This is a genomic window from Paraburkholderia terricola (genome assembly GCF_900142195.1).
Lineage (GTDB): Bacteria > Pseudomonadota > Gammaproteobacteria > Burkholderiales > Burkholderiaceae > Paraburkholderia > Paraburkholderia terricola.
The window spans coordinates 1-23,388 of the sequence record NZ_FRAB01000041.1 but is presented as its reverse complement, the minus strand read 5'-3'; the positions used below and the strand labels follow the sequence as shown (position 1 = coordinate 23,388).

The 23,388-nt window shown below is 64.7% G+C and carries 20 protein-coding genes and 1 riboswitch; of the genes, 6 read left to right on the top strand and 14 right to left on the bottom strand.

Annotated features, from left to right (window positions below):
- Positions 1-36 precede the first annotated feature (36 nt).
- From BUE39_RS26495 to BUE39_RS26485, 3 genes are all read right to left on the bottom strand, one after another.
- A complete protein-coding gene (locus BUE39_RS26495; protein ID WP_073431674.1) occupies positions 37-921 on the bottom strand; it encodes a Kdo hydroxylase family protein in 885 nt (294 codons plus the stop codon).
- Between the two features lie 48 nt (positions 922-969).
- Positions 970-1,911, bottom strand: coding sequence for a lipopolysaccharide heptosyltransferase I (waaC, locus tag BUE39_RS26490; protein ID WP_235004975.1), 942 nt, complete (start codon positions 1,909-1,911; stop codon positions 970-972).
- Positions 1,912-2,280: 369 nt separating this feature from the next.
- On the bottom strand, positions 2,281-3,675 hold the full coding sequence (locus BUE39_RS26485; RefSeq protein WP_073431672.1) for a phosphomannomutase/phosphoglucomutase: 1,395 nt from the start codon (positions 3,673-3,675) through the stop codon (positions 2,281-2,283).
- 292 nt (positions 3,676-3,967) lie between these two features.
- On the opposite strand from BUE39_RS26485, the gene BUE39_RS26480 reads away from it, so the two are divergent.
- The 4 genes from BUE39_RS26480 (at position 3,968) to galE (ending at position 8,307) form a co-directional block, all read left to right on the top strand.
- Complete coding sequence (locus tag BUE39_RS26480) at positions 3,968-5,230, top strand: oligosaccharide flippase family protein (RefSeq protein WP_073431671.1); 1,263 nt, start codon at positions 3,968-3,970, stop codon at positions 5,228-5,230.
- Complete coding sequence (locus BUE39_RS26475) at positions 5,227-6,054, top strand: glycosyltransferase (RefSeq protein ID WP_073431670.1); 828 nt, start codon at positions 5,227-5,229, stop codon at positions 6,052-6,054. The genes BUE39_RS26480 and BUE39_RS26475 overlap by 4 nt, the downstream gene beginning before the upstream one ends.
- Positions 6,055-6,123: 69 nt before the next feature.
- On the top strand, positions 6,124-7,272 hold the full coding sequence (locus tag BUE39_RS26470) for a glycosyltransferase family 4 protein (RefSeq protein ID WP_073431669.1): 1,149 nt from the start codon (positions 6,124-6,126) through the stop codon (positions 7,270-7,272).
- A 12-nt stretch (positions 7,273-7,284) separates the two neighbouring features.
- Positions 7,285-8,307 carry a UDP-glucose 4-epimerase GalE gene (galE, locus tag BUE39_RS26465; protein WP_073431668.1) on the top strand — a complete coding sequence of 341 codons (1,023 nt, stop codon included), beginning with the start codon at positions 7,285-7,287 and terminating at the stop codon, positions 8,305-8,307.
- Positions 8,308-8,341: 34 nt separating this feature from the next.
- On the opposite strand, the gene atzF is transcribed toward galE, so the two are convergent.
- The 8 genes from atzF to BUE39_RS26425 all read right to left on the bottom strand — a co-directional run bounded on the left by atzF (position 8,342) and on the right by BUE39_RS26425 (position 19,975).
- Complete coding sequence (atzF, locus tag BUE39_RS26460) at positions 8,342-10,153, bottom strand: allophanate hydrolase (RefSeq protein ID WP_073431667.1); 1,812 nt, start codon at positions 10,151-10,153, stop codon at positions 8,342-8,344.
- Positions 10,154-10,178: 25 nt separating this feature from the next.
- Positions 10,179-13,796 carry an urea carboxylase gene (gene uca / locus BUE39_RS26455; RefSeq protein WP_073431666.1) on the bottom strand — a complete coding sequence of 1,206 codons (3,618 nt, stop codon included), beginning with the start codon at positions 13,794-13,796 and terminating at the stop codon, positions 10,179-10,181.
- A 185-nt stretch (positions 13,797-13,981) separates the two neighbouring features.
- On the bottom strand, positions 13,982-14,623 hold the full coding sequence (locus BUE39_RS26450; RefSeq protein ID WP_073431665.1) for an urea amidolyase associated protein UAAP2: 642 nt from the start codon (positions 14,621-14,623) through the stop codon (positions 13,982-13,984).
- A gap of 14 nt (positions 14,624-14,637) precedes the next feature.
- Positions 14,638-15,342 carry an urea amidolyase associated protein UAAP1 gene (locus BUE39_RS26445; RefSeq protein WP_412534872.1) on the bottom strand — a complete coding sequence of 235 codons (705 nt, stop codon included), beginning with the start codon at positions 15,340-15,342 and terminating at the stop codon, positions 14,638-14,640.
- 18 nt (positions 15,343-15,360) lie between these two features.
- A complete protein-coding gene (locus BUE39_RS26440) occupies positions 15,361-16,176 on the bottom strand; it encodes an ABC transporter ATP-binding protein (protein ID WP_073431663.1) in 816 nt (271 codons plus the stop codon).
- The gene (locus tag BUE39_RS26435; RefSeq protein WP_073431662.1) at positions 16,173-16,988 is read right to left on the bottom strand and encodes an ABC transporter permease; all 816 of its coding nucleotides are present in this window, start codon (positions 16,986-16,988) and stop codon (positions 16,173-16,175) included. The genes BUE39_RS26440 and BUE39_RS26435 overlap by 4 nt, the downstream gene beginning before the upstream one ends.
- A 36-nt stretch (positions 16,989-17,024) precedes the next feature.
- Positions 17,025-18,095 carry a putative urea ABC transporter substrate-binding protein gene (locus BUE39_RS26430; RefSeq protein WP_073431710.1) on the bottom strand — a complete coding sequence of 357 codons (1,071 nt, stop codon included), beginning with the start codon at positions 18,093-18,095 and terminating at the stop codon, positions 17,025-17,027.
- A gap of 57 nt (positions 18,096-18,152) precedes the next feature.
- Positions 18,153-18,252: riboswitch (guanidine-I (ykkC/yxkD leader) on the bottom strand.
- 172 nt (positions 18,253-18,424) lie between these two features.
- On the bottom strand, positions 18,425-19,975 hold the full coding sequence (locus BUE39_RS26425) for a methyl-accepting chemotaxis protein (protein WP_073431661.1): 1,551 nt from the start codon (positions 19,973-19,975) through the stop codon (positions 18,425-18,427).
- 272 nt (positions 19,976-20,247) lie between these two features.
- Between BUE39_RS26425 and BUE39_RS26420 the strand changes: the two genes are divergently transcribed.
- The gene (locus BUE39_RS26420) at positions 20,248-21,348 is read left to right on the top strand and encodes an MraY family glycosyltransferase (RefSeq protein ID WP_073431660.1); all 1,101 of its coding nucleotides are present in this window, start codon (positions 20,248-20,250) and stop codon (positions 21,346-21,348) included.
- 40 nt (positions 21,349-21,388) lie between these two features.
- On the opposite strand, the gene BUE39_RS35680 is transcribed toward BUE39_RS26420, so the two are convergent.
- From BUE39_RS35680 to BUE39_RS26410, 3 genes are all read right to left on the bottom strand, one after another.
- Positions 21,389-21,703 (bottom strand): hypothetical protein, encoded by a 315-nt coding sequence (locus BUE39_RS35680; protein ID WP_235004972.1) that lies wholly within the window; start codon positions 21,701-21,703, stop codon positions 21,389-21,391.
- Positions 21,704-21,787: 84 nt separating this feature from the next.
- Positions 21,788-22,099, bottom strand: coding sequence for a nuclease-related domain-containing protein (locus BUE39_RS35675; RefSeq protein WP_235004971.1), 312 nt, complete (start codon positions 22,097-22,099; stop codon positions 21,788-21,790).
- 62 nt (positions 22,100-22,161) lie between these two features.
- A complete protein-coding gene (locus tag BUE39_RS26410) occupies positions 22,162-22,785 on the bottom strand; it encodes a hypothetical protein (RefSeq protein ID WP_073431659.1) in 624 nt (207 codons plus the stop codon).
- Positions 22,786-23,149: 364 nt separating this feature from the next.
- On the opposite strand from BUE39_RS26410, the gene BUE39_RS26405 reads away from it, so the two are divergent.
- Positions 23,150-23,388: transposase (locus BUE39_RS26405; protein ID WP_143169524.1), on the top strand; the 239-nt coding region annotated here is incomplete at its 3' end.

Below are 23,388 nucleotides of genomic sequence, written 5' to 3'. Positions count from 1 at the left end.
ACACGCCGCGCAAAACCGGCCAACGGACAGCGGCGCTCAAACCAGCGCCCTGCCCTTCAGGCGTTCGAGAATGCCGAGCGGCGCGCATTCGGGCTGCGCCATCGCCTTGACCGGCAGGAAGAAAGTCTGCTCCATCATGAACTGGCCGGACATCACCGCGTGCGAGGTTTGGTCCGAGAAACAGATCCACACGCTGCCCGGCGGGAACGGCATGGTCTCCTGCGGGCTCGACTTCTGATAGTCGAGGTCGGCCTTCATGCCGTCGTGCAGATTCAGCATCAGATGGTCGTATTCGCTGCGCGGCGATTTCGTCACGTGCAGCAGATTCAGCAGCCATGCCGAGCCCGGCATTTGCGGCTTGATGCGCGGCAGAAAGCGCTTCGCCATGTCCTCGAACGGTTCGCCCACGCGCCACACGCGCGGCGCGCCATGCGGATTGATGTTGGTGAAGACGCGCAAGATGCGCTCGCCGTAGTTGGGCCGCGACGGGAACGCATCCACGTGCAGGCGGCTATCGTCCTTGCGCCATGACGTTTGGCGCGTTTCGACGTGATGCAGCCGCAAGCTCGTCGGCGCGACGCGCAGCTTGCCGTTGTATTCGGGAAAGAGCCCATCGACCAGCGTGCGCGCATTGGCCTGATAACGCGCGATCAGCGCGCGCACCGCCGATTGCGTGACCGCGTCGCCGGCCACGCCGTGCAGCGCGCCGCCGTTCGGTTCGAGGCTGATGTTCTTGCGGTTCGGATCGGCGAGCGCGGGGTCGAGCAGCGCCTGTTCGCCGCCTTCGATCGCAAAGCGCAGGTTCGGGAAATACAGCACCTTGCCGCGTTCGACGCCGGCAAGCAGCGTCTCGCGCGGCACGGACAGATTGCGTGCGTGCCAGTCGGCGTTCGCTACTTCGATGATCTGGGTTTCGTTCATGGTCGCCCTTGAAAACGGATGGAGCGTAAGGCGAGGCGCGCCGGTTCTTTACAACAGGCCGAAGCCGGCCAGCGCGGATTTGACCTCTTGCAGCGTGGGCGGCTTGCCGGCGGTGCCGAGATTGACGACGTTCGGCGACCAGTAGCCGCCGGTGCGCCACGCGGTCGCGAAATTGTACAACTCGACTGTCGGCCGCTTCAGCGCCGCCGCGATGTGAACCAGACCTGTATCAACCCCGACCGTCGCCGCGGCGCCTTCGATCAGGCCGACCACCGCGGGCAACGACAGCTTCGGCGGCACGATGGCCGCCGCGCCGAATTCCTTCGCGAGCCGCTCGCTCGTCGCGCGCTCTGACTCGCTGCCCCAGGGCAGCACGATCGACGCCCCGCGCCGCACCAACGACTGCCCCAACTCGATCCACGCGGCATCGGGCCATTGCTTGTCGGCGCGCGAGGTGGCGTGCACGAACACCACATAAGGCACCGGCAGATTCACCTTCGCCTCCGACAACGCCAGCGCGGCGCGGCCCGTGTCGATGCCGAAGTCGATCTCGTCGGTGGCTTGCGGCGGCGGGTCGTTCAGCGCCGCGGCCACCAGTTGGCGCGTGCGTTCGACCACATGCGTGCGCGGCTCGATCGGCACGCGCTTGCCGTAGAAGAAACGCACCGGCCATTCGAAGCCGGCGCCGTCCGTGCGATTGCCGAGGCCGACCAACGGTCCGCGCGCCATGCTCGCGACCCACGCGGTCTTGATGAGCCCCTGGCAGTCGATCACGAGATCGTAGTGCTCGGCGGCGAGCGCACGGCGAAACGCGCCGATCTCGCGCCAGTTGTCGGCCGAGAGGATGCGCTTGCGCCAGCGCCGCAGCGACACGGGAATCGCCCGCCGCACGCCGCTGACGAGTTCGACCAGGCCGACGAAGCTTTCTTCGACGAGCCAGTCGATCTGGGCTTCGGGATGGCGGCGCCGGATGTCGGCGATCACCGGCATGTTGTGAACGACGTCGCCCAATGACGACACCCTCACGATCAGAATCTTTTGCGCGCTCAAGAGTGGGAAAACCGGTTATCCGGCCCGAAGATGCGTTGAGAGAGCCCCCGAACCTGCCGCTTCGCGCCAGGCCTCCCGAGGGGGTGAGAAAACGTGGGGCGGCCCGGCGTTTTCTCACGAGGTCGGCAATTTTAGCGCGTCACAGGTAAGTGGCATGAAAAAACGCGGCGCGGTAAGTGAAACCCGCGCCGCGTTGGCTGGCGGCCCGCGCGTTCAATTCGAACCGCGCCGCCGCCGTGGTTGTGCTTCTTTGCTGCTTCTTTGCTGCCTGCTTGCTGCGTGCTTGCTACCTTGAAACCGCCACAGCGTTCAGAACGGCAGCTTCGCGTCGGCCTTCTCCGCGAGGATCACGCGACGGAAGTCTTCCTGGATGCGTTTGAGCGCCGCATCGTTATCGGCTTCGAAGCGCATCACCACCACCGGCGTGGTGTTCGACGAACGCGCAAGGCCGAAGCCGTCGGGATACTCGACGCGCAAGCCGTCGATCTTCACGACGTCGTCCGCGCCGGTGAACTGCGCGTTCTGCTGCAGGCGCGCGATCAGTTCGAAGTTCTCGCCTTCCTCCAGCTTCAGTTGCAGTTCTGGCGTGGAGTTCGAGTTCGGCAGCGAGTTCAGCAACTGGCTCGGATCGGCCACGCGCGTGAGGATTTCCAGCAGACGCGCGCCCGTGTACAGGCCGTCGTCGAAACCGTACCAGCGGTCCTTGAAAAACACGTGGCCGCTCATCTCGCCGGCCAGCGGCGCGCCGGTTTCACGCAGCTTCGCCTTGACGAGCGAATGGCCGGTTTTCCACATCAGCGGTTCGCCGCCCTTGTCCTTCACCCACTTGGCGAGATTGCGCGTGCACTTCACGTCGTAAATGATCTGCGCGCCCTTGTTGCGCGACAGCACTTCTTCCGCGAACAGCATGAGCTGACGGTCGGGATAGATGATCTGGCCGTCTTTCGTGACCACGCCCAGGCGGTCGCCGTCGCCGTCGAACGCGAAGCCGATTTCGGCGTCGGTTTCCTTCAGCGCGCGAATCACGTCCTGAAGGTTTTCCGGGTGAGCCGGGTCGGGGTGATGGTTCGGGAAGTTGCCGTCGATCTCGGTGAACAGTTCAACCAGTTCGCAGCCGAGCTTCTTGAAGAGCCTGGGAGCGAGACCACCGGCCACGCCGTTGCCCGTGTCGACCACGATCTTGATCGGCCGCGTGAGTTTGATGTCGCTCGCGATGCGATCGAGGTAAGCATCCTCGATGTCGTACTCGGTGTAGGTGCCGCTGCCCGCCGAAAAGTTTTCGTCGACGATGCGCTGATGCAGCGCGAGGATCTGCTCGCCATAAATGGCCGCGCCGCGCAGCACCATCTTGAAGCCGTTGTAGTCGGGCGGATTATGGCTGCCTGTCACGACGATGCACGAATCGACGCGGCGTTCGCCGCCGTCGAGCTGCAACGGCACGCTGGCCGCGAAGTAGCCGACCGGCGTCGGCACCATGCCGACATTGACCACGTCGACGCCGGCCGCACGCAGACCGTCCGACAGCGCCTGAATCAGTTCGGGGCCCGAGAGGCGCCCGTCACGCGCGACCACCACGGCGTCGCCGCCTTGCGCGCGCACTTCGCTGCCGAATGCGCGGCCGATCGAACGCGCGGCGTCGGCGTCGAGCGTCTTGCCGATCACACCGCGAATGTCATACGCCTTGAAAATGGATTTGGAGATCATGTTGGCTCACTTGCGTGCAATGGAAAATTTTGACCGGCACATCGCCGAGTGATCGGTAAAACTAGCTGTCATACCGGGCGATGCACCCTTGCCGGAAGCGATCCGGTTCCAACTTATAATTGCGCTTTTCGGACCAGCCTGGTAGCGCCATTCTAATGCTTAGACGCCCTCCCTTTGTAAAGTTGCCGCGACGATCGGCCAGGTGGGCAGCGACGCGCATCGCCACCGCACCATGCGCGCGACTCGCGCCATCCGGGCGCCGCGGAGAAGCGAACCGGCGAGCGCTCACCGGATGCTGACGCTCAAGCGCTTCGCCAATCCCGACGTGACGCGCGCCTTCACCAATATCATCTGGCTCGGGCTCGAACGGCTCACGCAGATCGGCGTGGCGATTCTGATCAGCGGCATGGTGGCGCGTTACTTCGGACCGGACACCTTCGGCAAATGGCAGTACGCGAACACGCTGCTGCTGGTGTTCTCGCCCATCACCTGGGTATGCGGCGCCGAAATCCTGGTGCCCACCATCGTCAACCGCCCGCCCGCTCAACTCGGCACCGTACTCGGCAGCGCTTTCGCGCTGCGCTTTTACGTCTCGGCCGCAGCCTTGCTGCTCACCTGGCTCGCCATCGCGCTGCACGTCTTCGAGCCGCTCGTCGGCGCGATGCTCGCCGGTCTCGCGGTGACGATGCTGTTTCGCGAGCCCTTCGTCGGCGTCATCAATGCGTGGCTGCAAAGCATGACCTACAGCAAGCCGCAGTTGCTCACCAGCATGAGCACGGCGGTGCTGAAAGCCGCGCTCGTCTACCTGCTGGTGCGCACGGCGACGGCGCCCGCGCACTTCGGCTGGCTGTGGGCGCTCGAATCCGCGGCCATCGGCGCCGTGCTGCTGATCTACTACGCGCGCCGGCATGGCGGCAAGCTCGGCTGGCATGTCGAGCGCTCGCTTCTCAAGCATTTCGCGAGCGCGGGCACGGTGTTCTGGCTGGGCCTCATCTGCATGTATCTGTTCCTGAAACTCGACCGGCTGATGCTCGAACGCGCGATTTCGTTCGCCGACCTCGGGCGCTATTCCGCCGCGCAGCAGTTGAACGAAAACTGGATCATGCTCGCGCTGATGCTCGCGCAGACCATCGCGCCCGCCTTCATCTACCGCGTGCAGGACGCCGCGCATCTGCGCCGCAACGTGTGGCGCCTGAGCGCGCTGACCGCCGTGTTGATGGTGAGCGGCGCGCTCGTGCTCGATCTGCTGGCCGGGTTCATCATCCGCCGCGTGTTCGGGCCGGGCTTCGAAGGCGCGATCGAGATTTTTCGCTGGGCCGTGTGGCTTTCGGTGCCGGCGGGCATCGAGGCGGTCAGCAATCTTATCGTGCTCAAATATCAGGCCAAATTCGTGTTGCTCACGAAATGGCTGCTGGCGTTGGCCGTCGCGTTCGTGGTGAATCTGCTGGCGATCCCACGGCTCGGGGCTTACGGCCCGCTCGTGGGACTTGCCGCCGGTTATCTGGCCGCCGTGTCGGTTAATCTTTATTACATTCGTTTCAAATTGCGCCCATGACGAATTCATCCGCCGCGCATGTTTCGCTCGACGACGTCGCGGTGCTCATGCCCGCCTACAACGGCCAGGCCGACGTCGATCTCACGCTGGCTTCGTTCAGCGAGAGCGCGCCGATTCACGTGATGATCGTCGACGACGGCAGCACGCCGCCGATCGTCGCGCCGGCTATCCCCAACATGCACATCGAGGTGCTGCGCATGCCGCGCAACGGCGGCATCGAGCGCGCGTTGCAAACCGGCATCGACGCCCTCGCGCAGCGCGGCTTTCGCTACGCGGCACGCATCGACGCGGGCGACCGCAGCGTGCCGCAACGGCTCGCGAGGCAGCGCATGTTCATGGAACTGCATCCGCGCGTGGCGGGCCTCGGCATGTGGACGCAAGTCGTCACGCGCGAAGGCAAGCCGCTCTTCATGCTGACGCCGCCCGCCGAACCGAACGCGATCCGGCGCTTGCGCTTCTTCCGCTCATGCCTCGCGCATCCTTCGATGATGCTGCGCATCGACGCCGTGCGCGCGGTCGGCAACTATCGCGCCGACTACCATGCCGCCGAGGACCTCGATCTGTTCGTGCGTCTGATGGAGCGCTATGACTGCGCGAACCTGCCGGAACTCGGCCTTTACTACGAGTTGAACGAAGGCGGCATCAGCGCGACCCGAAGGCGCCGCCAGGTGAACTCGACACTGCGGCTGCAACTGCGTTACTTCAACGCCGCCAATTTCTACGACTGGCTCGGCCTCGCCAAGAATCTGCTGCATCTGGTGACGCCCTACCGCGCGTTGCAGCGGGTCAAGCGCGGCTTGCTCGCGCCGCGTGCGAGCCATTAGCCCGTGAACGATTCATTCTCCATTCAACGCCCGATTCGCCGTCCCATTCACCGCCGAGCCCGTTCCCGCATGAAGCCTGTCCTGAAGTCGACGCCCGCGCTGCGCATTACACTCGTGTGTAACACCGCCTGGGCAATCTATACGTATCGGCAAGGGCTGATTCGCATGCTGGTGGGGCGCGGCGTCGACGTGACGGTGCTCGCGCCGCGCGATCGCACGTTCGAGCTGCTCACGGCAATGGGCTGCCGCTGCATCGAATTGCCGGTGGCGTCGAAAGGCACCAATCCGCGCGACGACCTGCGCACGCTGGTCGCGCTCTACCGGCAATACCGGACCATCCGCCCGCACGTGGTGTTTCACTACACGATCAAGCCGAACATCTACGGCTCGATCGCGGCGAAGCTCGCGGGCGTGCAGTCGGTTGCGGTGACTACCGGCCTCGGCTACGTATTCATCCAGCACAGCCGCGCCGCGCAGGTCGCCAAGAAGCTGTATCGTTTCGCGTTCCGTTTCCCGCGCGAAATCTGGTTTTTGAATCGCGACGATCAGAGAGCGTTTGTCGAGCAGAATTTGTTGGTGCATCCTGAGCGTGCGCGGCTGTTGCATGGGGAAGGCGTCGATCTGGAGCAATTCGCCTTCACGCCCTTGCCCGAGCGCGCCGAATTCAGGTTCGTGCTGATCGGCCGGCTGTTGTGGGACAAGGGCGTCGGCGAATACGTGGAAGCCGCGCGGCGCTTGCGTGAACGTTATCCGCACGCGCGGTTCCAACTGCTCGGTCCGGTGGGCGTCGACAATCCGAGCGCGATCACGCACGCCGAAGTCGCGGCGTGGCAACAGGAAGGCATCATCGACTATCTCGGCGAGGCGCACGACGTGCGGCCTGTCATCGCCGAGGCGGATTGCGTCGTCTTGCCGTCGTACCGCGAAGGCGTGCCGCGCACGCTGATGGAAGCGTCGGCGATGGGCCGGCCCATCGTCGCGACCGACGTGCCGGGCTGCCGCGAAGTGGTGACCGACGGCGTCAACGGATTGCTGTGCGAGGTGCGCAACGCGGAAAGTCTCGCGGCGCGGCTCGCGCGGATGCTCGACATGAGCGGCGCCGAGCGCCGCGCAATGGCTGAACGCGGCCGCAAGAAAGTCGCGGAAGAATTCGACGAACGCGTGGTCGTCGAGACGTACAAGGACCTGGTGCAAAAAATGACGGGCGTTTTACTTTAACGGAGCAACAGAATGACCACGAAGGGCACGATTCTGGTAACGGGCGGCGCGGGCTTCATCGGCTCGCACACCTGTGTCGAACTGCTGAACGGCGGTTACGACGCCGTGGTAATCGACAATCTCGTGAACAGCAACCGCGAATCGCTGCGGCGCGTGGAGCAGATCACCGGCCGCGCGGTGAGCTTTTACGAAGCGGACGCGCGCGACGAAGCGGCGCTCAACCGCATTTTCGACGCGCATCCGATCACGGGCGCGATTCACTTCGCCGCGCTCAAGGCGGTGGGCGAGTCGGTGGCGAAGCCGATCGAGTACTACAGCAACAACGTCGGCAGTTTGCTGGCCTTGCTCGGCGTGATGCGCGATCGCAACGTCAAGCAGTTCGTGTTCAGTTCGTCGGCCACGGTGTACGGCGTGCCGAAAAGCTCGCCGATCGACGAGTCGTTTCCGCTGTCGGCCACCAACCCTTATGGCCAGTCGAAGCTGATCGCGGAGCAGGTGTTGCGCGATCTCGAAGTGGCCGATCCCTCCTGGCGGATCGCGACGCTGCGCTACTTCAACCCGGTCGGCGCGCACGAGAGCGGCTTGATCGGCGAGGACCCCGCCGGCATTCCGAACAACCTGATGCCCTATGTCGCGCAAGTGGCGGTCGGCAAGCTGGAGAAGTTGCGCGTGTTCGGCGGCGATTACGAAACGCCGGACGGCACGGGCGTGCGCGACTACATTCATGTGGTCGATCTCGCACGCGGGCATCTGGCCGCGCTCGACGCGCTCGTCACCCAGGATGCGAGCTTCGTGGTGAATCTCGGCACGGGCCAGGGCTATAGCGTGCTGGACGTGGTGCGCTCGTTCGAAAAAGCCTCGGGCAAGCCGGTGCCGTACGAGATCGTCGCGCGCCGCCCCGGCGACGTGGCCTCGTGTTTCGCCGATCCGGCGGCGGCCGAGAAAATCCTCGGCTGGCGCGCGCAGTTCGGCATCGAGCGGATGTGCGCGGACCATTGGCGCTGGCAGTCGTCGAATCCGAGCGGCTTCGTGTGACCTGACAGGAACGGCTTGCCGGCCCACGCGCGCGTCATGCGCGCTCACCGGCAAGCCACGCGCGCCAACCGCCGAACCCGGTAATGTCGGTCCCGGAGTCCACCCCGAAACTTTCGCACACGAAGCCGGTGACCCACTCGCCATTCGCCAGTTCAACCTTCCCCAGCGCAAGCGGAGAGGGAATGGTCGCGACGAACGAACCCAACTCCAGGCTCGGCATCTCCCAGACCTCCACCGCGATCGCCCTGCCGCCGTCCGGCACTCGCCACATACCGGGCCGACTCGTACCGCCCGGCGTGGCGGCCAGCGCGGCCAACCGGTAATTCGGCGCTGTGTGCGTCGCCGCTATCAGGCGTGCGCCGCGGCAGACCAGTTCACGATTGAGCGGCAAACCCTGCATATGCGCGCCGCACACCGCGACGCGCACCCGATCGTTGAGCGCCGCCGAGCGCTCGCTCGTATCGGTATCGGGCTTGCCGTGCCCGACGCATGCGACACCGCTCATGCGCTGCAACGTATCGGCCACGCTCAACAGATACTGATCCGTGAACGCGCGGCCGAACACGGTCACGCCCCACGGCAAGCCGTTCGCCATGAACGCGGTCGGCGTCGCGACGGCCGCATAGTCGAGCAGGTTCATGAAGTTCGTGTAGTAGCCGAGCAGCGAGTTCGGCCCGATCGGGTCGCGCTCCAGTTCCGCCAGCGTGACGGGCCGCGGATACGTCGGCGTGAGCACGAAGTCCAAGGGTTCGAGCGCGGCATCGCAGACAGCCTTCAACGCCTGCAGGCGGTATTGCGCGCGAAAGAGTTCGACAGCGCTCGCGCCCGGTGCGCGCGCCAGCACGTCGCGAATGACCGGCAGCACCGCATCCGCGTCGGCCTCCAGCAACTCGCCCGCGACGCTGTACCGCTCCGCGACCCACGGACCTTCATAGAGCAGTTTTGCCGCTTCGACGAAAGGCGCGAAGTCGATGTCGACGGCTTCACCGCCCGCCGCCTCGAGTATCGCGCGCGCCGCTGCGAACAGCGCGGGGCTTTCCGCGCAGTCCGCGAAATAGAGTGCCGACGGCACGCCGAAGCGGAACTTCGTCGGCGTGCCGAACGCGCGTGCGTCGTTCCACTGCGGATTCCTTCGGCTGTAGGCATCGCGCGGATCGGGCCGCGCGGTCAGCGCGAGCAGTTCGCTGGCCTCGTGCGCGGTGGCCGTGAAGTACGTCACGCAATCGAGCGTGCGGCAGGCCGGCACGACGCCGGCCGTCGACAGCAATCCCCTGGTCGCCTTCAGTCCGACGAGGTTGTTCAGTCCCGCGGGCACGCGGCCGGAGCCGGCAGTGTCGGTGCCGAGCGCGAAGCTCGCGAGGCCCAGCGCGACCGCCAGCGACGAGCCCGCGCTCGATCCGCCCGACGGATAGTCGGGATGCACGCTGTTGCGGCACTTGCCGTAGGGCGAGCGCGTGCCGTTCAGGCCGGTGGCGAACTGGTCGAGATTGGTCTTGCCGAGCGGCACGGCGCCCAGTGCGATCAACTGCGCGACGAGCGTCGCCGATTCCGCCGGCATATAGGCGAACGCCGGACACGCCGCCGTGGTCGGAATGCCGGCGAGATCGATGTTGTCCTTGATGGCGAACGGAATGCCGTAGAGCGGCAATGCATCGATCTGCTGGGTGTCCAGCCAGTCCAGGTAGGGCGCGAGTTCGGCGTCGTCCAGAAGGCGGATGAACAGATGAAACTCGGGATCGAGCGCCGCGGCTTTCGCCAGCAGATCGCCGATCAGTTGGCGCGGCGTGAGCGTCTTCGCGCGGTAGGCGGCGCGCAGCGTGGAGAGGCGCAAATCGAATGAAGACATGAGTGGGTTCCCCGAATGGTCCAATTCAAATACGTTCGATGACGGCGACACGCTGCCCCGCGCGCACCGGCGAGCCAGGCGCCACATGAATCTCGCCGACGGTTCCCGCACACGGCGCGCACACGGCAATCTCCATCTTCATCGACTCGATCACGAGCAGCACGTCGCCCGCCGCGACGGTGTCGCCCGACGCCGCTCTCACCTGCCACAGGCGGCCGGCGATCTCGCTCTCGACCGCCACTTCGCCGTCTTTCAGCGGCGCCGGTTCGGCGCCCTCGGCGATAGGCGCATCGAAGGACGCTTCCGTTGTCCCGGCTTCGCGCCAGCGCTCGCGTTCGGTCTGAAACGCGGCTTGCTGACGCGCGCGGAAGTCCTGGATGCCGGCGGCTTCGCGCGCAAGAAACGCTTGATAGTCCGCCAGCGACAGCACGCTCTCGTCGATTTTCAGCGGGTATCGGCCGAGCGGAAAATCCGCGCGGATGCGCAGCAGTTCGTCGGCGCTGACTTCGTAAAAACGGATCTGATCGAAGAAGCGCAGCAGGTACGGCCGCCCCGCAAAATCCGCGAAGTCGCGATAGCGATTCCACATCTGCAGCGTGCGGCCGACGAACTGATAACCGCCCGGCCCCTCCATGCCGTACACGCACAGATACGCGCCGCCGATCCCCACCGAGTTCTCCGCCGTCCACGTGCGCGCGGGGTTGTACTTGGTCGTCACGAGCCGGTGACGCGGATCGAGCGGCGTGGCGACCGGCGCGCCGAGATACACGTCGCCGAGCCCCATCACCAGATAGCTGGCGTCGAAGACGATCCGTTTGACCGCGTCGATCGAATCGAGGTCGTTGATGCGGCGGATGAACTCGAGGTTGCTCGGACACCAGGGCGCATCGTTGCGCACCGTCGTCATGTATTTGTCGATCGCGAGCCGGCACGCGGGATCGTCCCACGACAGCGGCAAATGCACGATGCGCGACGGCACGCGCAAGTCCTTCTGCAACAGCACGTCCTGCCATGCGCGCTCGACGATCGCGAGCAAGCGCGCGAGCGGCAGGCTGTCGGGCCGATAGTGAATCTGCAGCGAACGGATACCCGGCGTCAGATCGATCACGCCCGGCAACGCCAGCGCTTGCAGCGACTGCATCAGCGCATGACCGCGGAAACGCAGCACGAGATCGAGTTCGGTGGGACCGATTTCGAGCAGCAGATGCGTATCGCCCGACACGCGCGCGACCAGGCGCTCGCGATCCGCGCCGGTATCGAGGACGATCGGCGACGTGAGGGGCGCGTGCGGTGTGGCGGCGGGTTGTGCCGCTTGTGCCGCTTCCGCGTCGCATTCGAGCGTCCGCAGTTCGTGCTCGCGCCGGCGCATCGCCTCGCGCGCCTCGGCGATCTGGACCGGCACGAAGCGCAGCTTGTCACCGGCCTTCAACTGGCCGATCTGCCACAGATCGGCCTCGATGATCGTCACCGGGCACACGAAGCCGCCCAGGCTCGGACCATCGGGTCCGAGGATCACCGGCATGTCGCCGGTGAAATCGACGGCGCCGACCGCATACGGGTTGTCGTGAATGTTCGACGGATGCAAGCCCGCCTCGCCGCCGTCCTCGCGCGACCACTCCGGCTTCGGTCCGATCAGGCGTACGCCGGTGCGGCTGGAGTTGAAATGGATCTCCCATTCGGTGTCGAAAAACCGTTCGATATAACGCGGACTGAAGTATTCGGGCGCGCCGTGCGGACCATAGATCACGCGCAGCGTACGCACCGCCGCCAGCGCCGGGACGTGGGCGAGCGCAGCGCCCGCACGCTTGTCCCGCAACGGCTGAAGATGCAGCACGTCGCCGGCGCGCAGCGCTCGGCCGCCGTGGCCGCCGAACTGGCCCAGCGTGAACGTGCTGCGGCTGCCGAGATACACGGCGACATCGAAGCCGCCGCGCACGCACAGATACGCACGCGCGCCCGCGCCGCGTATCGTGCCGAGCGCGAGCGTCGAGCCGGCGGCGACGAACAGCGCGGTGTTCAAAGGCTGTTCGATATCGTCGAGCGTCAGCGGCAAACTCGCGCCCGTCACGGCGACGACCGCATCCGTGTTGAAACGCAGGATCGGTCCGCTCATCGTGATTTCGAGCGCGGCGGCATCGGTGGCGTTGCCCAGCAGCCGGTTGCCGAGCCGCAACGCGCGATCGTCCATCGGACCCGACGGCGGAATGCCGACGGCCCAGTAACCGAGCCGCCCCGGATGATCCTGCACGGTAGTCTGCCGGCCGCCGCTGACGACTTCGACCGTGCTCGCCCGATAGGCGAGCCCTTCGAGGCAGCGCGTCCACGGCTCGCCGGACGCGAAGGGCCGGTCGTCGAGAATCTGGCGCAGGTAGTCGCGGTTCGTCTCGATGCCATAGAGGCGCGTGTTCCCCAAGGCGTCCGCGAGCGCGTGGCGGGCCTGGTCGCGCGTCGCCGCCCAGGCGATCAGCTTCGCCAGCAGCGGATCGAAATAAGGCGGCACGTCGCAACCCGCATCGATCCACGTATCGATGCGCAGCGCGCGGCCCTCGGCGGGAGGAAACGCAACGTCGGTCAGCAGGCCCGGACTCGGCTTGAAGTCGCGGCCCGGATCCTCGGCATAGAGCCGCGCCTGGATCGCGTGACCGTGCGGCTTCAGACCCGCCGCGAGCTCGTGCAACGGCGCGAGCGTGCCGGCCGCCAGTTCGATCATCCAGCGCACCAGGTCCACGCCCCACACCTGTTCGGTCACGCCATGCTCGACCTGGAGGCGCGTATTCACTTCGAGAAAATAGAATTGCCGCGCGAGGCTGTCGTAGACGAATTCCACCGTGCCGGCGGAGCGGTAATGCACCGCTTTCGCGAGCTTGATCGCGGCCTCGCACAAGGCTTGCGACATGCCGTCCGGCAAACCGGGCGCAGGCGTCTCCTCGAGTACTTTCTGGTTGCGCCGCTGCACCGAGCAGTCGCGCACGCCGAGCGCGATCACGTCGCCGCGGCCGTCGCCGAATACCTGCACTTCCAGATGCCGCGCCCGCTCGATGTATTTTTCGAGGAACACGCCGGCGTCGCTGAAGTTGTTCTGACCGAGGCGCTTGACCGCGTCGAAATGCGCGCCGAGTTCGTCGGCGTTCCAGCACACCCGCATGCCGATCCCGCCCCCGCCCGCCGTGCTTTTCAGCATCACCGGATAACCGATCGCCGCGGCCGCCGCGAGCGCGGCGCGCAGATCGTCGAGCAGGCCGGTGCCCTCCAGCATCGGTATCCGCTCTTTTGCGGCGATGGCGCGGGCCGTGTGCTTGAGGCCGAACGCGCGCAACTGCTCGGGCGTCGGTCCGATGAACGCGATGCCCGCCGCTTCGCACGCTTCGCCGAAAGCCGCGTTCTCCGAGAGAAACCCGTAGCCCGGATGAATCGCCTGAACGCCCTCGCGGCGCGCGATGTCGAGGATCTTGTCGATGTCGAGATAGGTGGCCGACGCGGGACCGTCGCCGAGCGCGTGCGCGATGGGCGCCTCGCTCACATGCAGGCTCGCGCGATCCGCTTCCGCATACACGGCGACCCCGGTTACCTCGAGTTCACGCAGCGTTCTGAGAATGCGGCACGCAATGGCGCCGCGATTGGCGATCAGGATTTTCTCGAACATGAGATGACTGGATTCATCGGCGGGTCGTCCCGCCACGTGGGAGATGCATGCCGGGGTCGTCCGCGGCAGCATGCACGGCACAGGTACGCGTCAGCGCCCCGCGTGCGTGAGTTGTTCGCGCGTGAGCGTGCAGCAGCGGCCGGAACGGACCAGCAGCACGTAGTAGAGCCAAAGGCGGATGCGCTTCAGTTCCATATCAGCAACTCCGCGGGCGTGGGGTTGTAGGCGTTGCACGGATTGTTCAGTTGCGGGCAGTTGGAAATCAGCACGATGACGTCCATTTCCGCGCGCAGTTCGACGTACTTGCCCGGCGCAGAAATGCCGTCCTCGAACGTGAGACCGCCTTCCGAGGTCACCGGCACATTCATGAAGAAGTTGATGTTCGCGCCGATATCGCGCTTCGACAGGCGGCCGTCGTGCGCGCAGGCACGCAGGTAGTTGTCCCGGCAGCTATGCATGTAGCGCTTTTCCAGCGCGTAGCGCACGGTGTTGCTTTCCTGCGCGCACGCGCCGCCGAGCGTATCGTGACGGCCGCACGTGTCGGCGACGATCGTGAGCATCGGTTTGCCGAGGTTCGAATACAGCACCGTGCCCGTCGTGAGATAAAGGCTTCCCTGCCGGCGCAACGTGCGTTGCGGGTCGAAGCGTTCGCGCGGATCGGCGAGGCTATAGAACAGCGTATCGACTGCCTGATTGCCTTCGAGATCGAGAATGCGCAGCGTCTGTCCGGCGCGCAGTTCGTGCAGCCAGGGTTCGCCGGCCGCGAGCGTCTCGCGAAACACCGCCTGTTCGGGGCGCTTGTCGCTGAGCGTCAGCGTGTTCGTCATGATGTCGGCTCCCGTCAAAGAAAGAAACGTTCGGTGTTGATGAACCCGCGCACGTTTTCGTCGCAGGACGTGCGGCACAGCTCGGCGACGTCGGGCGACGCATGGCTCAACGTGAGCTTGACCGGCTTGGGCGCGTAATGCGGATCGGGATCGAGCGGGTGCTGGATCGCGGTCAGCACGACGAGCGTGTTCATCGGCGCATACAGTTCGACGTAGTCGCCCGCCTTCGAATTGCCGGGCACGAAATTCAAGGCGCCCGCATGTGTGACGTCGACGCGGCTAAAGAGATTGAGCGTCATCAGCAGATCGGAAATGCCGAGCCCCCACTTGCCCATTTCGACGAGCAGGTTGTCGGCGCCGTTGCGATGGAACGCGTTGCGCAGTTCCTGATAGCGGCCCGTGCCGTAGCGCTCGTGCACTTCCTCGGCGTTCGATACGCCGCCGATGCTGTCGTGCCAGCCGCAGGTGTCCGCGACGATCGCGGCGAGCACGCAGCCCATGTCGGAGTACAGGCAATGACCGGCGGTGAGCTTCGCCGTGTGCTGGCACTTGAGCGTATCGGGCAGGTTGAGCCGTTCGCTCTTCTCGGCGGCGTTGACCAGCATGACGCTGACGTTCGCGCCGCCGCGCAGGTCGGTGATTCGCAACGATTGGCCGCGCTTGACGATCAGCGATGCGTGGCCGCCGCCGGGGATGGTTTCTTCGAGTAACACGTTCATGTCGTTCATGATTTTTCTTCACACGGAGATCGTGGCGATCCGCGAGTCGACCCGCGCGTCGACCCGTTCCGCGCCCCGCACGACGGCCTGGGCCAGATGGAGGGACGATGCGCTGGCGCGGCTGTGGTCGAGCGGAATGTTGTAGGTGATGCGCGCGCCATAGGCGCCAGGCGCCTGCGGATCGACACGGACCTTGTCGAACACCAGCACGCGGCTGCCGAGCGTGAAACCTTCCTTCAGGTCGTGCGTGACCATGAAGATCGTCAGCTTCGTTTCGCGCCATAGCCCGAGCAGCAAGTCGTGCATGTCCTTGCGGATGCCGGGATCGAGCGCGCCGAACGGCTCGTCGAGCAGCAGCACGCGCGGCTTCATCATCAGCGCCTGGGCAATCGCGAGACGCTGCTGCATGCCGCCCGACAGGTGCTGCGGATACTTGTCCAGCGACGCGCCGAGGCCCACGCGTTCCAGCATCGCGACGGCTTCGTCGCGCGCGGCGCGCCGCTTCGCACCAAAGAGGCGGCCGGTCAGTTTCGCGCGCGGCAATTCGAGGCCGAGCATCACGTTGCGAAGCACGCTCAGATGCCCGAATACCGAATAGCGCTGGAACACCACGCCGCGATGCGCATCCGGTTCCGCCGGCAGCGGTTCGCCGTCGAGCAGAATCGCGCCGCGTGTCGCCCGTTCCTGGCCGAGCAGCAGGCGCAGGAACGTCGACTTGCCGCAGCCCGACGCGCCGACCATCGAACAGAACTCGCCTGCTTCGATCCGCAAGTCGAGCCGTTCGAGCACGACCTGATCGCCATAAGACTTCCAGACGTTGCGCACTTCGATCATCGCGCGTCTCCGCCGTACCACGGGAACGACCAGCGCGTGAGGCGGCGCAGCAGTTCGTCGGTGACCCAGGCGAGCAGCGTGATCCACGCGACGTAAGGCAGGATCACGTCCATCGCAAGGTAACGGCGTACCAGAAAGATGCGGTAGCCGAGCCCGTCCGTCGCCGCAATCGCTTCGGCTGCGATCAGAAACAGCCACGCGGAGCAGAGCGAGAGCCGCATCGCGACCAGCAGGCGCGGCAGCAATTGCGGCAGCAGGAGGCGCAGGATCAAGGTCCAGCTCGTCGCACCGAGCGTTTGCGCCTTGACCCACAGTTCGGTCGGGATCTCACGGCCGCGCGCGTGCAGATCGCGAATGATCATCGGCGTGATGCCGACCACGATCAGCACCACCTTCGACAATTCGTCGAGCCCGAACACGATGAACAGGATGGGCAGCACCGCGAGCGGCGGGGTCATCGATATCACCGTGACGAACGGCGAAAACGTCGCGCTGACGAGCGGAAAAGCCGACGTCGCGAGCGCCGCCGCGAGCGCGATCACGGCGCTCACCGCGAGGCCGATGCCGAGCCGCCGCAAGCTCGACGCGGTGTCGGCCCACAGCAGATACTCGCCGGTGCGCTTGTCCTCGGTGAACGCCACTTCCTTGATGGCGTCGCTCATCTGCGTCGCGCCCGGCAGCAGCTTGTCATCGGGATTGGCCTTGAGCCGCATCGACGAGCCGGTGAAATAGACCGCCGCCATGACGATGAACGGCAGCAACAGCAGCGTCAGGCCGCCGCTTCGGCTCGGATGTCGATTGATGAGTCGCATGGATGCCTGCCTTGCAGAAAGCGTGAGGAATCGGGCTCAGAGCTGGCCGGCCGCGGCCATCTTCACGTAGGTCGGATCGAAGCGCAGCTTGACGTTGCTCTTGCTGCCGACCACCACGCCCTTGTCGAACGCCATGCCGACCACGTCGGCGCTCTTCGCGTTCTGCCCGAGCAAACCGTGATCGAACGAGAACTTCGCGACGCGCGCCATGATCTTCGGCAGATCGGGATTGGTGACGAAGTCGACGGCGGCCTGCGGCGTGTAGAACAGCGCGGTGGTCGACAACTGGCCCTTGAAGCCCGCGAGATCGGTGCCCGACGCCTTCGCCATCGCGGTGAGCGCGGCCGTGCTGCCGGCGCTGTTGGCGTGCATCAGCGCGACCATTTCGAACCAGGCGCCCGTCAGCGCCTTGCCGAGCGCGGGGTTGTCGCGCAGGGTCTGCGTGTTGACCACCATCATGTCCATGATTTCGCCGGGAATGCGGCTCGAATCGAAGACTTCGGTGACGTTCGGCTGCGCCTTGAGATCGGCGAGCATCGGGTTCCACGTCACGGCGTTATGGACGGCGGGCGTCGCGAACGCACCCGAGATGTCGGCGTCCGACGTGTTGACCACCTTGAGGTCGCGCTCGCTCATGTGCGCGCTGTCCAACGCGCGCGCCAGCAGATAGTGCGACACGGAGAACTGCACGAGATTGACCTGCTGGCCCTTCAGATCGGCGACCTGTTTGCCCTTGCCCTTGATGAGCACGCCATCGTTGCCGTTCGAATAGTCGCTGACGATGAGCGCGGTCGAATCGACGCCGCCCGAGGCCGGAATGGTCAGCGCGTCCATGTTCGTCATCGCGCAGCCGTCGAACTTGCCGGCGGTGTACTGGTTGATGGATTCGACGTAATCGTTCAGTTGCACGACATCGACGTTGATGCCGTATTTCTTCGCCCACTTCGAGACGATGCCCTGGGTTTTGGCCTCGCCCCACGGCATCCAGCCGGCGTAAATGGTCCAGCACACCTTGAAGTCGGTGCGGCCGGCGGCAAACGAAGTCGTTGAGGTGAAGGCGGCGAGGGAGACGGCGGCAATGCCGAGAAAGCGGACGAGCTTGCGCATGAGGTTGACCTCGAAGGGACGGTTAGCGGCGGCAGGGAGCAGCGCAAACATCGCGTTCTCTCCCGGGCTTTTATCCCGCCGTGTAACCTCGCCTGAGGTCGACAGCTCTCGGACCAGCGCCTGCGTGAAGCAGGCCGGAACCCTAGCCGTCCATTTCCAGATTGTGTGCTGAACCGGATGACGCGCCGGCTCCTTGCGCCTGTTCTTATGCCAGAAGCGTGCCAGCGGGAAATCGCCGTATTTCGGCCCGGCGCGGCGGATATGTGCCCCGCTGCGGGGACGGGGCGCACCGCGGCATGCGCGACCGGCACCTCATTCGTGCATGGGCGCTAGGCCGCCACCTGAAACACCGCGACCGCGTCGCGCAACAGCCCCGCCTGTTCTTCGAGCGACTTCGCCGCCGCGGCCGCCTCCTCGACGAGCGCCGCATTGTGCTGCGTGACTTCGTCGATCTGCGAAACCGCCTTGTTGACCTGTTCGATGCCGTCGCTCTGCTCGTGCGCGGATGCCTCGATCTCGTTCATCACGCCGGTCACGCGCTGCACCGCGCCGAGCGCTTCCTGAATCGTCTTTTGCGCATCGGAGACGAGCGAGGCGCCCTCCCGCACCTTGGCGGCCGATTCGCCGATCAGTTCCTTGATCTCCTTGGCCGCCGCGCCCGAACGCTGCGCGAGACTGCGTACTTCCGACGCCACCACCGCGAAGCCGCGCCCCTGCTCGCCCGCCCGCGCCGCTTCCACCGCCGCGTTCAGCGCGAGGATGTTGGTCTGAAATGCGATGCCCTCGATCATGCCGATGATCTCGGCCACCTTGCGCGACGATTCGGTAATGCCGTCCATGGTCTCGGTGACGCGCGACACCACCGCCCCGCCGCGCGTCACCGTATCGAGCGCGCCTTGCGCGAGGCGGTTCGCCTGCTTCGCGTTGTCCGCGTTCTGCTTCACCGTGGCCGAAAGCTGTTCCATGCTCGCCGCGGTCTGCTGAAGCGCGGCCGCCTGCTGCTCGGTGCGCGACGACAGATCCGCATTGCCCGAGGCGATTTCGTTCGCGCCCAGCGTGATTGCCGTGGTGCTGCCGCGCACCTTGGCCACGGTTTCCACCAGACCGTCGCGCATCTTCGTCAGCGCGCTCAGCAACTGGCCCATCTCGTTGCGCGATTTGCTCGCGATCGCAACCGTCAGATCGCCGGCGGCGATTCGCTCGAAATGCTTGACGGTCGCGTTCACCGGCTTGATCAGCGCCGCCGACAAAGCGGCGCGCGCCGCCACGCCGATCACGATCGCGATGACGCCGACCGAGACGAACAGCAGCGTCGCCATTTCGAAGCGCTGTTCGGCGGTTGCGGCTTGCTGCCGCTGGTTGCCGGTCTGCGAGCGCTCGAGCGCGTCGATGGCCTTCGAATAGCTCGCGTAAAAGCCGTTGGCCGTCTCGCCCTGAATATTGCGGAAGGTATTGAAGTCGAAGTCGGCGAGCGCCTTGAACTCCGGTTCGATCGCCTTATCGACCAGCGTCGCGCGCGCCTGCTCGACGCTTTGCGCGAGCTTCTTCTCGTCCTCGTTGGTGAACGGGCCGGCCATGTAGTTGCGGAAATCCTTGTTCGATTCGACCAGCACCTTGTGCGCGGCCGGCAACAGATCGTCGGTCTGCTTGCCGACGCTAAAGAGCGTCTGATACGTGCCCAGCGCGAGTTGCACTTGCAGCAGCTTCTCCGAACTCGCCTTCAGATGCGACAGCGCGACGGCGCTGCGCTGCGTGTCGTCGAGACTGCTGTTGGCGAGCTTGAGCGCGCCATAGCCGACACCGATCACCGTCAGCAGGAAAACGACGAATACGCTGATCACCAGCGTCAGGCCGCCACGAATTGTGATGTTATTTAGCATTGGGTCTCCGGAACGTCTTGCCGATCGGCGGCGAAAACAGGCTGGCATGCGCGGCATGCTTCTTTCGGCGCATGACCGACACGTCGCCGCATCCCGGGTTAACGACGCGCGCGAGTGCTCGCTAAATAGGTGGAATCCATGACTGGCGGGCGTTTGCGGGCAGCCCGAACCTCACTATCTGGGATTTGCCACGGGCTCGGCGGGAATGCCGCTTTTCCGGGCGGCCCGGATTTCATTTGTATAATTCGGCGTCTTCGCTCAGGCCCACTTTCATGCTCAGTTTTGCGCTCGGCTTTCTCGTTTCACTGCTGATCACGCTGTTGATCGTGCGCTACGCGCATCTGCATGAAAAATTCTCCACCGACACCGATCTGGCCGGCGTGCAGAAATTCCATGTGCGGCCGGTGCCGCGCATCGGCGGAACCGGCATTCTGCTCGGGCTGATCGTGTCCGCCGTGCAGTTGCATGGCGCATATCCGGCAGTGTCGGGCGGCATTCTCGGGCTGATCGCGTGCGGCATGCCGGCGTTCGGCTCGGGGCTCATCGAGGATCTGACCAAGCGCGTGTCGCCGCTTGCGCGCCTCGTCTGCACGATGGCGGCCGCCGCCCTCGCCTATTTCCTGCTCGATATCGCGGTCACGCGCATCAGCGTGCCGCCGCTCGATTTTCTGCTCTCGTATGCGGTGATTTCGTTTGCGGTGACCGTGCTCGCCGTCGCGGCGCTCGCCAACGCGATCAATATCATCGACGGCTTCAACGGCCTCGCGTCGATGGTCGCGTTCATGATGTTGGCGTCGCTCGCCTACGTGGCGTTCCAGGTGCACGACCCGATCGTGCTGTCGGCATCGTTCATGATGATGGGCGCGGTGCTCGGCTTCTTCATCTGGAATTTTCCAGCGGGGCTGATTTTTCTCGGCGACGGCGGCGCGTATTTCATCGGCTTCATGCTGGCCGAACTGTCGATCATGCTGGTGATGCGCAATCGCGACGTGTCGGCGTGGTATCCGGTGCTGCTCTTCATGTATCCGATCTTCGAGACCTGCTTCTCGATCTACCGCAAGAAGTTCATTCGCGGCATGTCGCCGGGCATTCCCGATGGCGTGCATCTGCATATGCTGGTGTACAAGCGGCTGATGCGCTGGGCGGTCGGCGCGCGCACCGCTCGCGAGTTGACGCGGCGCAATTCGCTGACGTCGCCGTATCTGTGGCTGCTCTGTCTGATCGCGGTCGTGCCGGCGACGTTGTTCTGGCGGCATACGCTGCATCTGTTCTGCTTCGTGGTGGTGTTCGCGGCGACTTATGTGTGGCTCTATGTGAGCATTGTGCGATTCAAGTCGCCCCGGTGGATGGTGGTGAGAAAGGGCAGAAGGTGAGCGCAGTTCGCTCTTCCCCGTATCAGCAGTGTTATCCGGCCTAGCCTTGGCCGCGCGCGCGGCCCGCCTGGATGCGTTGCCGGTGTTCAACGAGAGCCTCGGGGCGCGTGTCTGCATGTTGCAGGATCACGTCGGCGATCTTGCGAACGGGCAGGCGCCCTGTCCCCGTGCGCGCAAACTGCTGCTGGCGCATCCGCAGGTGCCGATAAAGTTCACTACGCTCAAGCAACGCCGCGGGAAGCGTGGGGACCACCATTACCGCTTCATGCGAAAAGACACCGAGCCCTTCGACGGTCCACAGCCGCGGCGGAAGCAGATTGAGCAGAAACCGCACCTTCGCCGCATTCTGCTTCATGGGCGAGGTGCGTACGAACCGCTGCCCATCAACCGTCGTAAGCGTGACCGTATCGTCGGTCTCACCGTGTGTGACCACACCAGTTCAATGCTTTGTTTCGACCACGAAGACTCCGAACGGCGTAATCGCCAGATGATCGATTTCAGCAGTCGGAAAGGCGCTCCCCGGCGCGTGAATCAGTACGAGACCATCCAATACTGCCCAGTCATCGCCGCACAGGCGCGTGAGGTGCCAGCGCAGCTCTGCTGACACCTCCCTCTCTCCTTCCTCCCACCGCCCCTGGGCAGAGGTCGCCCGCGCTTCTCGAACTTCCTCATCAGCCAAACGTTTTTCGTTAAAGCTCAGATACGCACACAGCAACGCGCCCGTGAGCCCGACTATTGTCTGAATCAGCATGCTGGTTTCTCCTTTGTTTATGCAGGTGAACCAGCGTATCGAGCGCTACGGGAAGTCAAGCATCAGGTCACGATCGGGAGCCCAGTAGGAAACAGGCTCTCTCGTGACCGACCTTCGTTCAGGGCCTCACAGACAGAATGCGTCGTTGTTCCCAGCGCGCGGGCCGCCTTGCGCAGGTCGCCACGGTGTTCCGTGAGAGCCTCCATCGCCTTATCGCTTGTGAGCACCGGTATGTCCGGTCGCGAGTAGGCTGCCATATGCGAGCATTGGAGATTTTTACTCCCGACACCCGACGCACCCACGGTAAGAGGCGCACTCAGTAAAGCGATAAGCTGGTGCTTTCTGATCCGTCGCAAAAACTGGCGCCAATGCTCGAGTCTCTCGGCCGCCTCTTCAGATGTCAGTCGCTGCGTGGACCAGCGATTGATGAGCACCCGCAAATGTTTGGTGCTGAAGTTCCACGGTGTTTGTAAAGCATATCCGCTCGCGCGCAGCGCCTCAAAACCCGCCAATACCTCCGCCACCCGCCGGCATTGTGTTTCGGCCGGCACAGGATCCTTCGCCCGAGTGCGCCAATCATACGTCGAGGTGACCCGACCCCGGGCAAGCCTGCGGAATTCGCGCCTGAATTCATGCGGCAGCCTGCTGCAGGCAATCACGTACCGGTAGTCGTAAAGAACGTACATGTTTGTTTTCCTTGTATTGAATCCGTGACTTGGTCGATGCGGCAGTGGCACCGACCGGCGTTCAGCGGCGCGGCGAGCGCGCTGCCGTTTGAGTGCGCTGTTTATCGGGCCGCGCGCGCCACGGGCAAGGAAAGGTCCAGACGATGGCTAGCCGCCATCGAGACGCAGTTAGAGGTGAAGTTGGAACAGCCGACGCTACACGCCGCCTCGACAGGGACGGCCGTCAGAACTGCGCAAAGAAGAAAAAAGAGGAAGGACAACCGAAAAACAGGCACTAAGAAGCTGTTGCGAAATTAAGTTTTGGGTCTGTTAACTTTTCTGACTTGGTGTTAACTTCTTGTCTTGTTTTGCCTGACAGGAAGCAATGCCTAAAGAACTCATAGACGACGAATTGTGGTCACTCATCGAACCGCTTCTGCCCGCGCGAGCACCGCGCAATCGCCAGTACGCGGGCCGCAAACCGACGCCAGACCGAGCAGTGCTGACTGGCATCGTGTTCGTGCTGCGCTCGGGCATTGCGTGGAACCTGCTGCCGCAGGAAATGGGTTGCGGCTCAGGCACCGCCTGCTGGCGACGGCTCGTCGCATGGCAGAAGGCCGGTGT

Bases quoted from the DNA above. Each gene is read 5' to 3' on its own strand.
- BUE39_RS26425 (WP_073431661.1), bottom strand. From the start codon at position 19,975: ATGCTAAATAACATCACAATTCGTGGCGGCCTGACGCTGGTGATCAGC.
- BUE39_RS26445 (WP_412534872.1), bottom strand. From the start codon at position 15,342: ATGAACGTGTTACTCGAAGAAACCATCCCCGGCGGCGGCCACGCATCG.
- BUE39_RS35680 (WP_235004972.1), bottom strand. From the start codon at position 21,703: ATGAAGCAGAATGCGGCGAAGGTGCGGTTTCTGCTCAATCTGCTTCCG.
- galE (WP_073431668.1), top strand. From the start codon at position 7,285: ATGACCACGAAGGGCACGATTCTGGTAACGGGCGGCGCGGGCTTCATC.
- waaC (WP_235004975.1), bottom strand. From the start codon at position 1,911: ATGCCGGTGATCGCCGACATCCGGCGCCGCCATCCCGAAGCCCAGATC.
- uca (WP_073431666.1), bottom strand. From the start codon at position 13,796: ATGTTCGAGAAAATCCTGATCGCCAATCGCGGCGCCATTGCGTGCCGC.
- BUE39_RS26435 (WP_073431662.1), bottom strand. From the start codon at position 16,988: ATGCGACTCATCAATCGACATCCGAGCCGAAGCGGCGGCCTGACGCTG.
- BUE39_RS26495 (WP_073431674.1), bottom strand. From the start codon at position 921: ATGAACGAAACCCAGATCATCGAAGTAGCGAACGCCGACTGGCACGCA.
- BUE39_RS26485 (WP_073431672.1), bottom strand. From the start codon at position 3,675: ATGATCTCCAAATCCATTTTCAAGGCGTATGACATTCGCGGTGTGATC.
- BUE39_RS26430 (WP_073431710.1), bottom strand. From the start codon at position 18,095: ATGCGCAAGCTCGTCCGCTTTCTCGGCATTGCCGCCGTCTCCCTCGCC.
- BUE39_RS26475 (WP_073431670.1), top strand. From the start codon at position 5,227: ATGACGAATTCATCCGCCGCGCATGTTTCGCTCGACGACGTCGCGGTG.
- BUE39_RS26470 (WP_073431669.1), top strand. From the start codon at position 6,124: ATGAAGCCTGTCCTGAAGTCGACGCCCGCGCTGCGCATTACACTCGTG.
- BUE39_RS26480 (WP_073431671.1), top strand. From the start codon at position 3,968: ATGCTGACGCTCAAGCGCTTCGCCAATCCCGACGTGACGCGCGCCTTC.
- BUE39_RS26410 (WP_073431659.1), bottom strand. From the start codon at position 22,785: ATGTACGTTCTTTACGACTACCGGTACGTGATTGCCTGCAGCAGGCTG.
- BUE39_RS26420 (WP_073431660.1), top strand. From the start codon at position 20,248: ATGCTCAGTTTTGCGCTCGGCTTTCTCGTTTCACTGCTGATCACGCTG.
- BUE39_RS26440 (WP_073431663.1), bottom strand. From the start codon at position 16,176: ATGATCGAAGTGCGCAACGTCTGGAAGTCTTATGGCGATCAGGTCGTG.
- BUE39_RS35675 (WP_235004971.1), bottom strand. From the start codon at position 22,099: ATGCTGATTCAGACAATAGTCGGGCTCACGGGCGCGTTGCTGTGTGCG.
- atzF (WP_073431667.1), bottom strand. From the start codon at position 10,153: ATGTCTTCATTCGATTTGCGCCTCTCCACGCTGCGCGCCGCCTACCGC.
- BUE39_RS26450 (WP_073431665.1), bottom strand. From the start codon at position 14,623: ATGACGAACACGCTGACGCTCAGCGACAAGCGCCCCGAACAGGCGGTG.